Raw genomic sequence first — 13731 nt, forward strand, 5'->3', positions numbered from 1 at the left:
ATGTAATGTTTTGCTGATATTCCTTCGGCACCCGCTCGCCCGAGAAGCGGGGCAACCAGGGATATTCGCTCCATGACGTCTTTTCGAACGCTCTCCATACGTGCCAGCGGGCTGCTGGCGTTGTCTCTCTTTCTGATATTGATGGTCGGACTGGGTGGACTGGGCCTCTATGCCAACCAGCAGGGACGAGAGGCTTTCGATGTAATGCGCGACGAGCACGTCGGTCAGTTCCGTCTGCTCAATCTTGCCCAGACCAGGGTCTTTCGTTCACGCGTCGAGATGGATCGGGCGGCCAGGCTGACGCGGGTGCCGTCCTTCGATCGACCGGGTCCGGTGATCGCTTCTGCCGAGACGCTGCTGAGCGAGGCCAGGGAGGCCTTCGAGGCCTTCATGGCAATCGATGTCGGCGAGGCTCAGGCAGACAACAAGGCGACGCTCGAGCGCCACTTCCGCTCGCTGGTATCCACCGGCCTGGAACTGCAGCTGATGTTGCTCAAGGAGGAAGACCTTGGCGCCTATGATTCGGGCCAGGCTCGACTGACCAGCATGAGCCAGGCCTTTGTCGATAGCGTGGAGGCCTTTTCCACCCTGGCGCTGGAGCAGGAAGAGGGACTGGCTGCCGGCTTCAGGCACCTGGCAGACAGCATGAACCTCGCCCTGGCGGCGGCGCTCACCCTGGCTCTGGTGCTGGCCATGGCAATGGCTCTGACGGTTCGACGCTACCTGCTGGTCCCGTTGAAGCAGCTGCTGGAACACTTCGAGGCGATGGCCCAGGGCCGACTCGAGCGTCGCCTGCCCGATATGGGCAGCAGCGAAGTGGGCCAGCTGTATCGGGGCGTGGAGTCACTGCGACGGGCGTTGGTGAAGAACATTCGCGGGATTCGCGAGACCAGCGATGACCTGCGTCACAATGCCGAACGCATGCTCGATGATGGTCGCGAACTGGCCACCCGTACCCAGCGCCAGGCATCGGCCCTGGAGCAGACGGTCGCCAGCCTCGAGCAATTGACGGCGACGGTGGCCCAGACGGTGCAGCATCTGGGGGACGCCAACCGCCTGGCGGGCGATGTGGGCAAGCGTGCCAGCAAGGGCAGCGAGGGCGTCGCAGCGGTGGCGGCGGCCATGGACGAGATCCAGCGCCACGCCGACCAGGTGCAGGCGATGGTCAAGCTGATCGACGATATTGCCTTTCAGACCAACCTGCTGGCCCTCAATGCCTCGGTGGAGGCTGCCCGTGCCGGCGAGCACGGCAGAGGCTTCGCGGTGGTGGCGGCGGAGGTGCGCGGCCTGGCGGCGCGCAGCGCCGAAGCGGCCGGCGAGATTCGCAGCCTGACCGGTGCTTCCAGCAAGAGCGTGGCCGATGGCGCGAGGCAGTCCCGCGCCGCCGATCTGTCGATCCAGGGGATAGCGGCGGCAGTCGGGCAGTTGGGGGGCCGAATCGCAGAACTGGAACAGGCCGCCGGGGAGCAGCATCAGGGCCTCGATCAGATTCATCGGGCGATGGCCGAGATCGATGCTGTCACCCAGCGCAACGCCCAGATGGTCGAGCGCTCACGGGAGGAAGCCGAACGTCTGACCGGCACTGCCCTGGCGCTGGGGCAGTCCAGCGCGCACATGCAGCTGTCCGACGAAGACGACGACACCTGCATCGGCGAGATGACGGTAAGAACGCAACGCTCGTGGTGGCGGGGGCTGCAGGCCTGGCGCGAGCGCCGGCAGGCCAGATGATTCACGCAGGGTGTCAGCGCCTGACGGGGCGCGGCCCGTTTCCCTATCGTCGATGAGTCGCTCGGGAGCCATTCGGGAGCCATTCGGAAGGCGAAAGGGGGTAATCGTCAAACTTGGGCTAAAGAGGCATTCTCGATGGCCGATAGTCGCTTGTGTCGACCTTGCAGCCGCAAGGCGTAACCCTTGACAGAGAGCGACATGATTCATTCCTTGAGATTTCGGCTCCTGCTGACCACCGTGGCCGTCATAGTGGTGGCCCTGGCCATCAATGGAGCGGTCAACCTCAGCATTCTGCATCACCATCAGGAGCGCCAGGATGCGCAGCAGCTGGCCTCGGTCGCCGAAGGCAATCGGGTGGCCATCGATGAGTGGGTGTCGAGCCACGCACGCCAGCTCGAGGCACTGGCGCCGGCAGTGTCCGATGCCGATCCCCTGGCGGCGCTGCTGCAGTTGCAGGCCGGTGGCGGCTTTCTCACCACCTATCTGGCCGAGGCCGCGAGCGGAGATGCGATCTTCTCCGACGGCTGGGATGCCCCCGCAGACTATGATCCGCGTCAGCGCCCCTGGTATCAGCAGGCCGTTGAGGCTGAAGCGACCGTGGTGACCCCTCCCTACAAGGATGCCAACACGGGGGGGCTGGTGGTGACCTTCGCCACGCCCTTCTTTAATGAGGGCAGGCTCGAGGCGGTGGCGGGTGGCGATATCACCATCGACGGTGTGATCGATGTGGTGGCCGACATCGCGCCGACGCCGAGCAGTTTTGCCTTCCTCGTCGATGGTGAGGGAGCCCTGGTGGCGCATCCTGATGCCACGCTGAGCCTGGCGCCGGCGACCGAGCTGTCTGCGCGTCTGACGCCGGATTTCCTGACGCAGCTGGGTGACCAGGCACGCCCTGTCACCGTAGACATCGGCGGACGGCAGCGCGAGCTTCTCGCCACGCCCATCAGCGGTACCGACTGGCGACTGGTGATTGCCCTGGACAGCCGGGAGGCCGGTGCCAGCCTTCAGCAGGTGACACAGGCAGCGCTCTGGACTCTGGTGATCGTCGGCCTGGTGGCACTGCTGCTGCTGAGCGTGCTGTTGACCCTCGCGCTCAAGCGACTGTCGATTGCGCGGGATGCCATGGCCGACGTCGCCAGTGGCAACGGAGACCTGACCCGCCGCCTGCCGGAGGACGGCAAGGATGAGGTGGCCCAGATCGCGAGTGCGTTCAATCGCTTCGTGTCGCGCATGGAGGCGGTGATGATCACCATCCGGGACAGCAGCGAGTCGGTGCGGGTTGCCGCCGGCGAGATCGCACTGGGAGGGCAGGACCTGTCGCGGCGCAGCGAAACGACCGCATCGAGCCTGCAGCAGACCTCGGCATCGATCGAGGAGATCACCAGCACCGTGGCGCATACGGCGGCGGCCTCGCGCGATGCCAGGCGGCAGTCGGGGGAGGCCACCGACGTCGCCGAGCGAGGCGGTGAGGTGGTGGACCAGGTGGTGGATACCATGGAGTCGATCACCGAGTCCTCTGTGCAGATCGGCGCCATCGTCAAGGTGATGGATGGTATCGCCTTCCAGACCAACCTGCTGGCGCTCAATGCTTCGGTGGAGGCGGCCCGGGCCGGGGAGCATGGCCGTGGCTTCGCCGTGGTGGCCAGTGAGGTACGCCAACTGGCCACCCGATCCGCCGAGGCTTCCCGTGAAATTCGTAGCTTGATCGAGACCTCCGGCGAGCGCGTGGCCAGCGGTACCGAGCTGGTGCGCCGGGCGGGCGAGACCATGGGCGAGATCGTTCAACAGGTCGGGCGCGTCACGTTGAGCCTGGACGAGATCAGCGTGGCGGCGGAAGAGCAGAGCGAAGGTATCGCACAGGTCAATATCGCGGTGGCGGAGCTGGACCGCATGTCGCAGCAGAACGCGAGTCTGGTCGAAGAGTCCTCTGCTGCCACCGAGCACCTGCTGGAACAGGCCGACCGACTGGGGCGGATGGTGGCAGGATTTACCCTGAGTGAGGCTGCCAGCTCTGCCTCAGCGCAGGCCAATCACCCCGAGCGGGTTGCCGCGCCAACCCCCGCCTGATGCCCTGGTCGTGGGTCGGGGGCCGGGTCTTTCCGGCCCCCGCTTCAACCCTCCACTTCAACCTTCCACTTCAACCCTCCAGTTCCAGCCCAGGTTCTTCCCCCTGGCGGCGCAGAGCCTGAGCTGTTCCCTGCCCTGCTTGTCACCCCAGGCCAGCAGGCACTCTGCGTCCCGGCCTCCTCTCGACGAGAGATGCCGGGGCGCGCGGTGTCCCTTGGTGGTCTCTCCCATGACAGGCCCCACGCTATCTACTTTCTACCTTTCTCTGCCTCTACCTTTCTCTGTCCCTCTGTCCCTCTGTCCCTCTGTCCCTCTGTCCCTCTGTCCCTCTGTCCCTCTGTCCCTCTCTGCCTCTGTCCCTCCCTCTGTCCCTCTCTGCCTCCTGATTCTTGTGTTCCTCCGCGCCCTGCAGGGCGCCCGTCACCACGTGCCCGGTGACGGCGGAACGTCGATTGGGGGCCAGGAGGGCCTCCTTGAGAAGGATCAGACTGGAGGAAGCGCGCGCCTGGAGCGGCCTGGGAGCTAAAGTTCGGCACAGTTAATTGCCCTGCTCAATGGCAACTCCCTCATAAAAGCGGGCCTCTGGGCGCCCCCTCATGACCTTGGCGCCGAGTCGGGACGTTAGAAGCTTACATTTGTTGGATGCTGGCACTTCTGACGATCAAGAAATGTTCTGCGCCAAGATGGTGAAGTTTTAATGAAAAACAATACCGTCGAAGTTAATTAATAAAGTTCTATGCCGGCCGTGCCTCACACCTAACCTAAATTCTCCAATGCTTACTTTAATTATTGTACCGAAGAACTAGGCACGAAGCTTTTAAATGTGCCGCAACGAAATTATTGCAATGAGCATGCTTTTTCTGGTCCTTGTTTTTTTTGTTATGCCTTTGATTTTTTTGATCTTTTGCTGATTTTTTTGGCGTGTGTGGATTATGGCCTTTTAGATATTTTTTTGTATTGCAGCATAGTTAAAGGGAGGCGGATTACTCTCTATGCAGTAACCGTTTATTGCCCGCCAATAACCTCGCCCGTGTCTGGATGGAGAAGTACAAAAACATTAGTATCGATGATTGTGATCAAGTGTTAATGAACCGTTATCAATGTTACTCGTCTGTTTGCTACCACGGTCGAGGGCAAAATTCGTTGAAGCAGGGCATGGGAAGGCGTCCGTGACATCCCGGGGCGGTAGCGTGCTTCATCGCCATCAGGTCCAGTGCCCCTCTCCTGCACCAACTCGCGGATCACATGCCGCGCCCACTCTCCGGTGCCTGGAGCCTTGGTGCTGCTGTGGGCTATTCGGGCCAACGGCTGCGGCTACGTCACGCGGGTCGAGTCGGCCGAGTCCACGCATTCAGCCGGCGAGTGTTTCCCTTTCCGAGGACTTCGATCCGTCATGGAACTACTACCCGATCGCCAGACACACCTCCGACAGCTGGAGGCCGAATCGATCCATATCATCAGAGAAGTCGCAGCCGAGTTCCGTTCTCCGGTCATGATGTACTCGATCGGCAAAGATTCATCGGTGATGCTGCATCTGGCGCGCAAGGCTTTCTTTCCCGGCACGCCCCCCTTTCCGTTGATGCACGTGAACACCACCTGGAAGTTCCGCGAGATGATCGCCTTTCGTGATCTCATGGCGAAGCAGTCCGGCATGGAGCTGATCGAGCATATCAATCAGGAGGGGGTTGCGGCCGATATCAATCCCTTTGATCACGGTAGCGCCAAGTATACCGATGTGATGAAGACCGCCGCTCTCAAGCAGGCACTTGATCACCATGGATTCGACGCAGCCTTTGGGGGTGCCCGCAGGGATGAGGAGGCGAGTCGTGCCAAGGAGCGCATCTTCTCTTTCCGTGACAGGCATCATCGGTGGGAGCCGAAGAGCCAGCGTCCCGAGTTGTGGAGCCTGTATAACGCCAAGGTGAACAAGGGGGAGTCGATTCGCGTCTTTCCTCTCTCCAACTGGACGGAACTGGATATCTGGCAATACATCTATCTCGAGGGAATCCCCATTGTGCCGTTGTACTACGCCGCACCGCGGCCAGTGGTGGAGCGGGATGGCATGACGATCATGGTCGACGACGACCGACTACCGCTGCGGAAGGGCGAGACGCCCCAGGAACGCTGGGTAAGATTCCGTACCCTCGGCTGTTATCCCCTGACCGGTGCGGTGGAATCTCGAGCCGCGACTCTCCCCGAAATCATCCAGGAAATGCTGCTGACGCGGACCAGCGAGCGCAGCGGTCGAGCCATCGATCATGATCAGGCGGGGTCGATGGAAAAGAAGAAGCGCGAGGGGTATTTCTAAATTAGTTGTAATGAATGTTCGCCTGCCGTCTTGTACTGAATTCGCGGATTGCCGATGGGGGTGTTCCCGGGAAGGCGGCTACACCCATCGCTTCACCAGACGGCAAAGGCCGCGACTGCGTGGCTCGCCGCATTCCTCCACGCTCCGCTCTTCCAGTCTCCAGATTGCACTCCGGTTCAGCCCTAGTCTCCTCGGCATCCTTGTCCGGGTGCTGTGGCTTGCGCCTCTACCAGGAATTCGTCATGTCCCATCAATCCGAGCTGATCGCCAGCGACATCGAACGCTACCTGAAGGAACACGAGAACAAGGACCTGCTGCGCTTTATTACCTGCGGCAGTGTCGATGATGGCAAGTCCACTCTGATCGGGCGCCTGCTGCATGACTCCAAGATGATCTACGAGGATCAGCTGGCCGCCATCACCCAGGCATCTCGCACCAGCGGCACCACCGGTGACGAGGTGGATCTCGCGCTACTGGTGGATGGCCTGCAATCAGAGCGTGAGCAGGGGATCACCATCGATGTGGCCTATCGATTCTTCTCCACCGATAGACGCAAGTTCATCATTGCCGACACGCCGGGGCATGAGCAGTACACCCGCAACATGGCGACCGGCGCTTCCACGGCCAGTCTTGCGATCATACTGATTGATGCTCGACACGGTGTGCAGACCCAGACGCGTCGCCATAGCTTCATCTGCGACCTGCTGGGCATAGAGCACCTTGTGGTAGCGGTCAACAAGATGGATCTCGTGGCGTATGACGAAGATCGTTATCTGCAGATCGTCGACGAGTATCGGCTCGTCATGGATCGACTCGAGGCCCGGGATATACATTTTGTCCCGCTGTCTGCGCTGAAAGGCGACAACGTGGTCGAGCCCAGCAGCGAGATGCCCTGGTATGACGGCCCCAGCCTGCTCACGCTGCTGGAAGAGGTCGAGATCAGGCACGACCAGAATCTGCGAGATGTGCGCTTGCCGGTTCAGTTCGTCAACCGCCCCAATCTGGATTTCCGGGGATACGCGGGCACCCTCAGCTCCGGTGTCTTGACTCCCGGACTGGCGGTCAAGGTGCTGCCGAGCGGTACCACCAGTCAGGTGAAGCGCATCGTTACCATGGATGGTGATCTCGATGCGGCATTTCCCGGACAAGCGGTGACCATCACCTTGTGCGACGAGATCGATGCATCGCGCGGAGACTGGATCGTCGGGGTCGATGATCAGGTGCCGCTTCGGTCGGAATTCGTGGCCGATATTGTGTGGATGCACGAGTCCCCGTTGGAACCCGGGAAATTGTATGACATCAAGCTGGCCACTCGGGACCTTGCGGGAAAGGTTGTCGCCATCGACTACCTGGTGGATGTCAACACCCTGGAGCAACGGCATGGGGAGCAGCTGGATCTTAATGCTATCGCGCGTTGCCGTGTCGAGCTCACCACCGCGATACCTGTCGACGACTATCGTACCCACCCTGGCACGGGCTGCTTCATTCTGATCGACCGATTGAGCAATCTTACCGTCGGTGCCGGGATGATCCACAGTCCGTCGGATGCGGAGCTGCCCTGCGAATTCCGCAAACACGACAGCAAGGCCAGCGTGGTGTGGAACCGCACCACGGTAACCCAGACCATGCGAGAGAGGATCAATGGCCACCGTGGCTGCTGCGTCTGGTTTACCGGGTTATCGGGCTCCGGCAAGTCGACCCTCGCCAATGCTCTGGAGGTGGAGCTCAATCGACGCGGGTATCACACCATGCTGCTGGATGGCGACAATGTCCGGCATGGGCTATGCAAGGACCTTGGCATGGGGGAGCAGGACAGGGCGGAGAATATTCGGCGAGTCGGTGAGGTTGCTCGGCTGTTCGCAGAGGCTGGGGTGATCGTTATTACCGCATTTATTTCGCCGTTTCGAGCAGACAGAGAGGCGGCCAGGGCGCTGTTTCTTAGCGATGATTTTGTCGAGGTGTTTGTCGATACGCCCCTGGATGTCTGTGAAGAGAGAGACCCTAAGGGACTGTATCAGAAGGCGAGGGAAGGCAAGATTCTGGATTTCACTGGCATCAATAGTCCTTATGAGGCGCCTGTGAAGCCAGAGGTTTCCGTCAATACCGAGATAATGAGCGAGCAAGATATTATTGCGAAATTGCTAAAACATCTGTAACAGTTATTCGTCGTTTATCGCATGACGACGTCGGGAATTTCGCTATGATTATGCTTCGATATTGCACGTTTTTAAGGTCGAATCCAGCCGATGGAAGGGCGCCTGAAAGGGGGGCGGGTCTTTCGAGGAAAAGCGTCTTTCGCCGGGGTGCCACGGTCACGCTTCTTCTTGCTACGGTGCTGATCACTGGCTGTGTTCAGCGTCCGCTTACTCAGCCGAACAGTGCCCAGGGGATCATGAGCGAGCCTTCCGGGATCCCTGCCTCCAGCGACTTGTCGCGGTTTCTTGCCCAAACCCCCGCCGGGAGCGCCACCACACTATCGAGTAGCCCCTGGGGAGCGAATGTGGAGGTGGTGGCTGACTCCCCCTACTTCTCTGCCAGCAGGCGCATATGTCGTCACTTGACAGTGACTCGCCGGAGCAACGGGGATCGACTGGGGGCCGTTGCCTGCAAGTCGGGAGAAGGCGCCTGGTTTACCAGTCGCCTGGTAACGGCGCTGTACAACGGAGCGGAGACCTGGTGATGACGATCATGGATGAACGGCTCGGCAGGGCGCTGCTGTATCTGGCAAGACGGCTGTCGTTGCCTGTGTTGTTGCTGATGGTGAGCTGGTCGATGGCGAACTCGGTCGCTGCGCAGGGTATTGCCCTGCCGGACGATATCTTGCCTCAGGCCCGGGAGCAGACGGATGAGGGGACGATCAATGACTCGCCTCGCGCCAACTGGAGCAACGATCGCTACGGGCCGCCCTCGATACCGTCACCGATCGATGTGGAACTGCTTCCTCCCTTTGGCGCCAACCTCTTTACCGGTGGGTTTCGAGGCACCATGGCAGATGGGCTCAACCGTGACTATCGCATCAAACCTGGCGATCAGGTCACCCTGAGAGCATGGGGGGCGGTGGAATTCGATCGAGTGGTGCCCGTGGATGCCCAGGGCAATATCTTTCTCCCGTCGATCGGCCCCCTCGCCGTGCAGGGAATGAGTCATGGCCAGTTGGATGCTCGGGTTCGAGAAGCGATCCAGAGCATCTATCCCGAGAACGTGCAGGTGTACACCAACCTGCAAGGCGTTCAGCCCGTCGGTGTCTATGTCACCGGCTATGTGCACAGCCCTGGACGTTACGCGGGCACCCCCTCGGATTCGATTCTGTACTTTCTCGATCAGGCCGGGGGGATCGACAACGCCCTTGGCAGCTATCGCAGCATCAGCCTGATGCGTCAGGGGCAACGCCTGGCAAGCTTCGATCTCTACGACTTTTTGCTGGATGGCAGGATCGCTCGGCCTCAGTTGCGCGACGGCGATACTATCGTGGTGGGTGAACGAGGCCCCTCCATCGCGGTGACCGGTGATGTGGAACGCGCCTACCGATACGAACTACAGTCTGGCCAGTTGAGTGGCAGCGATCTGGTAAGCCTGGCCCGCCTGAAGAGTGGTGTGTCTCACGTATTGCTGCGCGGAGAGCGTGCAACAGGCCCGGTTGCCACCTACCTGACGCTCGACGAATTTCTCGCGCGCCAGGTTCAGCCTGGTGATGAGGTGATCTTCAATGCAGATCATCAGGAAGGCACCATCGTGGTTGCCCTGGAGGGGAGTTTTCTGGGCCCGTCGAGGTTTGCCCTGCCGCGGGATGCCCGGCTCGGAGAGTTGCTGGACGCCGTCGCCATCCTGTCCGACATGTCGGCCAGCCACAATGTGTCGATTCGCCGAGAAAGCGTAGCACGGCAGCAGAAAGAGGCGCTCGAGGATAGTCTCCGCCGCCTGGAGACGACCTATCTGGGAACATCGTCATCCACCGATGAGGAGGCCAGAATCAGGATTCGCGAGGCCGAGCTGATTCAGATGTTTGTGGCGCGGGCGCGACAGCTCGAACCCAGCGGTCGACTGGTGGTCGCCAGTGATCAAGGGGTTGCCGACATTCGGTTGCAGGACGGTGACGTCATCACGTTGCCGGAGGCCATGGATTCGGTGCTCATCAGCGGAGAGGTGGTCGTGCCACAGGCGGTGGTCTATCAGCCGGGTTCTGGTCTCGACCACTATCTTGATGCCGCAGGTGGTCTTACCCAGCGTGGCGATGAGGACAACATATTGGTGGTTCGCCAGAACGGCGCGGTGCGGAATGCCGACGATATCACCCTGCGTGCAGGAGACGAGATTCTGGTGATGCCGGCTGTCCCCACCAAGAATCTTCAGTTGGCAACCAGCCTGACCCAGATCCTTTATCAGATTGCCGTGGCCACCAAGGTGGCGATCGATCTCTAGTGGGGGGCAGCATGTCGATGATTGGCAACTCCGTGCAACGCCACCCCTGGGCGGTGACGCGTAGCGTCTGGTACGCCATGTTCCTGCGAGAGGCCATTGCGCGCACCATGTCGGATCGCCTGGGCTGGTTCTGGATGATCGCGGAACCTGTGTTCTTCACACTGATCATGGTGGCCATCCGCAGTCTCATCCGCGGAGACGCCCTTATCGTGGGAGCCCCTTTCATCCCATGGATGGTGGTCGGACTGATGGGATTCTTTCTGGTTCGCGAAGGGATGATTAGAGGGCTGGGAGCCATCAAGGCCAACCAGGCGCTGTTCGCCTATCGGCAGGTCAGGCCCGTGGACCCGGTGTTGGTGCGCAACGCCCTGGAGGGGCTTCTGCGATCACTGATATTTCTCTTGTTCATCTTCGGCGGCATGTTGCTCAAGGTCGAGGCGCTGGCACCTGACGACGCCCTGTTGGCACTGGCGTGGTGGCTCTCGCTCTGGCTGCTGGGCCTGGCGCTTGGGCTAATTGTCTCCGTGCTTGCCACCCTCATCGCCGAGGTGGCGATCGTGCTACGGATGATGATCATGCCATTGTTGATCCTATCCGGTGTCATTTTCCCGATCCATCACATGCCCCACTGGATGCGTGAGTACCTGTTGCTCAACCCGATTGTTCATGGTCTGGAGCGACTACGTGGCGGTTTTTTTGAAGGGTATTGGCAGGTCCCTGGTACCAGTGCCCCCTATTACTGGATGGTGACGCTGGCACTGCTGTCACTAGGATTGATGCTACACCTTCGGTTTCGACATCGGCTGATGGCGCAATGATCCAGATAGAACACCTCTACAAGCGCTATCACCATCACAAGGTCAGGGACTGGGTGTTGAAGGATATCAACCTGACCATCCCCCACGGCGTAAGCGTTGGAGTGTTGGGGAGAAATGGCGCGGGAAAGTCGACCCTGCTGCGATTGATTGCCGGCATGGATACGGCTGAAAGGGGCTCTATCCGGCGCGATGCTCGGGTCTCCTGGCCGATGGGACTGGCCGGAGGTTTTCAGGGGGCCTTGAGTGGCCGTCAGAACGTCAAGTTTGTTGCCCGTGTCCATGGTGGTGGTCGTGACGTCGGAGCCATCATCGACAAGGTGCAGGAATTTGCAGAGCTCGGGCCGGCCTTCGATGACCCGATTCGTACTTACTCCTCCGGGATGCGTGCGCGACTCAATTTTGGTCTGTCGCTGGCGTTTGATTTCGATGTCTATCTGTCTGACGAGGCGACCTCGGTGGGCGATCGGGTATTCAAGGCCAAGGCGACCCGTGCCTTCAAGGACAGGGTCAATCGCGCAAGCCTGGTCATGGTCTCCCACAGCGAAGGCATACTGCGCGAACTGTGCCAGGCAGGCATCTATCTGAAGCATGGCGAGGCGTTCTGGTTTGACGATATCAGAGACGCCATTCGCAGCTATCACCAGGACAGTGACAGCAAGGCCAAGGCCAAGGCCACCGGCGGCCCCGGCAATGGGCCACGCCACGATGGCGAGCCGCAAGCACCCCGGTATCAGTCACCTGCGCCGACACCGGGTATCGACACAATGTCCCTGGATACGCTCAAGGCATTGCTGGGCAAGCGCAGACAGCAGCTGGAGCGTATCCAGAAGCGCCTCGATGCTCTGGAGATGGGGCGTGAGAACGCAGACGAACTGGTCGACCCGAGGGTCCGTCAGGAGCTCATCGCTCGCCTTCACCTGGCGAAGCAGCGCTTGCATGAGGTTCGTCGCGCGGTACAGACGAAAAAGCGGGCCGCACCCGCGAGCAGCAAGGACGATTCGGGGAAGGATTCGGAGAAGGGGTCCGAGAAGAAAGAACGGTAGCCACCAGGCGATGGCAAGGCGTCGCTCACTGAGGACTAGATCCCGACGGTGGTGCTCGCATTCAGAGGCGTCCGGATGCCCCGCGACGTCGCTCCAGCAAGGAAGCCAAGATAATGTTGCGATGGATTGCTCGGCAGCCCCATTGGGCATTTGCCTGCCTGTCGATATTGGCCATGTCCTTCTACTGGCTAGTCTGGGCCGAGGATCGGTACGTATCCGAGGCCGTCGTGGTACTTGAAAGCCCACAGATCGCTGCCCCAACCTTCGACTTCTCGAGCCTGCTTTCCGGTGCCAGCGTCGATAGCGATATGTTGCTTTTGCGGGAGTATCTGCTTTCTGTGGATATGCTCAAGAAGGCTGATGAACGGCTCGACCTGAGGTCTCATTACAGTGAGAACGGTGACTTTCCTGCTCGTCTGTGGGACGCCGAGGCTCCCATCGAAGACCTTCATGAGTATTACCTGAGTCGCGTAGAGGTAACGCTCGATGACTACGCAGGGGTCCTGAAGCTGGAGGTCCAGGGCTTCTCTCCCGAGTTTGCCCAGCAACTGACCTCGCTTTTACTGGCGGAAGGTGAAGCGCACATGAATGCCATGGGGCAGCGCCTGGCTCAGGATCAGGTACGGTTCCTCGAGCTTCAGGTAGAGCGCCTGTCCGATCGGTTGGATCAGACGCGCACGGATCTCCTGGACTATCAGAACGAGCATGGTCTGGTGTCTCCTACCTCGACGGTGGACAGCCTCAACCAGGTGGTGGCCAGTCTGGAAGGTGAGCTGGCAAGACTGGAAGCCCGGCGTAGCGCCTTGGCCAGCTTTTCCAGCCAGCGTTCATCGGACATGGTGAGAGTCGAGAGCGAAATCACTGCGTTGCGTCGTCAGATCGATCAGGAGCGTGAGCGACTGGCAAAGGCCACAGGAGACTCCCTCAACCGCCTGTCCTCCGAGTATCAGCGGCTCGAGCTGCGGGCTCGCTTTGCCCAGGAGACCTATGCCAGCGCTCTCGGTGCATTGGAGGGCACGCGCATCGAGGCTGCTCGCAAGCTTAAGCAGATCAGTATCTTGCAGAGCCCTCTATTGCCCGAGTACGCCACGCGTCCAGAGCGCCTCTACAACCTGACCATCTTTGTGATCGTCACTCTGTTCCTTGCCTTCATTGCCAGCATGCTGTGGCTGATCGTCCAGGACCACAGAGACTGACGCTCTTCCTGATGCAACTACCGATAGCTGTCGTCGGACGGCTGCCGCAATGAAGCCCTTCATGTTGAAGAGCTCAGGGCTCACGCTTCCTGTCATCCTCTCTTCCTTCCCGCCCGTACGCCATTTCTAGCGTCCTCCCTGACGGGGCGGGC

At 60.4% G+C, this 13731-nt stretch carries 9 protein-coding genes; all 9 read left to right on the forward strand.

The features are described from left to right. The first annotated feature begins 72 nt into the window (after window positions 1–72). The 9 genes from KUW00_RS07295 (at window position 73) to KUW00_RS07335 (ending at window position 13579) form a co-directional block, all read left to right on the forward strand. Entirely contained in the window at window positions 73–1728 is a 1656-nt protein-coding gene (locus KUW00_RS07295) for a methyl-accepting chemotaxis protein (RefSeq protein WP_222568684.1), read from the forward strand. Between the two features lie 198 nt (window positions 1729–1926). Next, window positions 1927–3795 (forward strand): methyl-accepting chemotaxis protein, encoded by a 1869-nt coding sequence (locus tag KUW00_RS07300; RefSeq protein ID WP_222568685.1) that lies wholly within the window; start codon window positions 1927–1929, stop codon window positions 3793–3795. A gap of 1393 nt (window positions 3796–5188) precedes the next feature. After that, window positions 5189–6103 carry a sulfate adenylyltransferase subunit CysD gene (gene cysD, locus KUW00_RS07305; protein ID WP_045992429.1) on the forward strand — a complete coding sequence of 305 codons (915 nt, stop codon included), beginning with the start codon at window positions 5189–5191 and terminating at the stop codon, window positions 6101–6103. 242 nt (window positions 6104–6345) lie between these two features. Next, window positions 6346–8259 (forward strand): sulfate adenylyltransferase subunit CysN, encoded by a 1914-nt coding sequence (gene cysN / locus KUW00_RS07310; protein ID WP_222568686.1) that lies wholly within the window; start codon window positions 6346–6348, stop codon window positions 8257–8259. A 236-nt stretch (window positions 8260–8495) separates the two neighbouring features. Then, the gene (locus KUW00_RS22635) at window positions 8496–8783 is read left to right on the forward strand and encodes a DVU3141 family protein (protein WP_222568687.1); all 288 of its coding nucleotides are present in this window, start codon (window positions 8496–8498) and stop codon (window positions 8781–8783) included. A gap of 92 nt (window positions 8784–8875) precedes the next feature. Further along, complete coding sequence (locus KUW00_RS07320) at window positions 8876–10522, forward strand: polysaccharide biosynthesis/export family protein (RefSeq protein WP_375038063.1); 1647 nt, start codon at window positions 8876–8878, stop codon at window positions 10520–10522. A gap of 77 nt (window positions 10523–10599) precedes the next feature. Next, complete coding sequence (locus tag KUW00_RS07325) at window positions 10600–11340, forward strand: ABC transporter permease (RefSeq protein ID WP_261392027.1); 741 nt, start codon at window positions 10600–10602, stop codon at window positions 11338–11340. Beyond that, window positions 11337–12383: an ABC transporter ATP-binding protein gene (locus tag KUW00_RS07330; RefSeq protein ID WP_222568690.1), complete on the forward strand. Its 1047-nt coding sequence runs from the start codon at window positions 11337–11339 to the stop codon at window positions 12381–12383. Before KUW00_RS07325 ends, KUW00_RS07330 begins: the two co-directional genes overlap by 4 nt. 113 nt (window positions 12384–12496) lie before the next feature. Continuing rightward, window positions 12497–13579 (forward strand): chain-length determining protein, encoded by a 1083-nt coding sequence (locus tag KUW00_RS07335; RefSeq protein ID WP_045992425.1) that lies wholly within the window; start codon window positions 12497–12499, stop codon window positions 13577–13579. The last annotated feature ends 152 nt before the right edge of the window (window positions 13580–13731 follow it).

This window comes from Halomonas sp. DP5N14-9 (genome assembly GCF_019802175.1).
In the GTDB taxonomy this organism is placed as follows: Bacteria; Pseudomonadota; Gammaproteobacteria; order Pseudomonadales; family Halomonadaceae; genus Halomonas; species Halomonas litopenaei.

Bases quoted from the DNA above. Each gene is read 5' to 3' on its own strand.
- KUW00_RS07320 (WP_375038063.1), top strand. From the start codon at position 8,876: ATGGCGAACTCGGTCGCTGCGCAGGGTATTGCCCTGCCGGACGATATC.
- cysN (WP_222568686.1), top strand. From the start codon at position 6,346: ATGTCCCATCAATCCGAGCTGATCGCCAGCGACATCGAACGCTACCTG.
- KUW00_RS07300 (WP_222568685.1), top strand. From the start codon at position 1,927: ATGATTCATTCCTTGAGATTTCGGCTCCTGCTGACCACCGTGGCCGTC.
- KUW00_RS22635 (WP_222568687.1), top strand. From the start codon at position 8,496: ATGAGCGAGCCTTCCGGGATCCCTGCCTCCAGCGACTTGTCGCGGTTT.
- KUW00_RS07330 (WP_222568690.1), top strand. From the start codon at position 11,337: ATGATCCAGATAGAACACCTCTACAAGCGCTATCACCATCACAAGGTC.
- KUW00_RS07325 (WP_261392027.1), top strand. From the start codon at position 10,600: ATGTTCCTGCGAGAGGCCATTGCGCGCACCATGTCGGATCGCCTGGGC.
- KUW00_RS07295 (WP_222568684.1), top strand. From the start codon at position 73: ATGACGTCTTTTCGAACGCTCTCCATACGTGCCAGCGGGCTGCTGGCG.
- KUW00_RS07335 (WP_045992425.1), top strand. From the start codon at position 12,497: ATGTTGCGATGGATTGCTCGGCAGCCCCATTGGGCATTTGCCTGCCTG.
- cysD (WP_045992429.1), top strand. From the start codon at position 5,189: ATGGAACTACTACCCGATCGCCAGACACACCTCCGACAGCTGGAGGCC.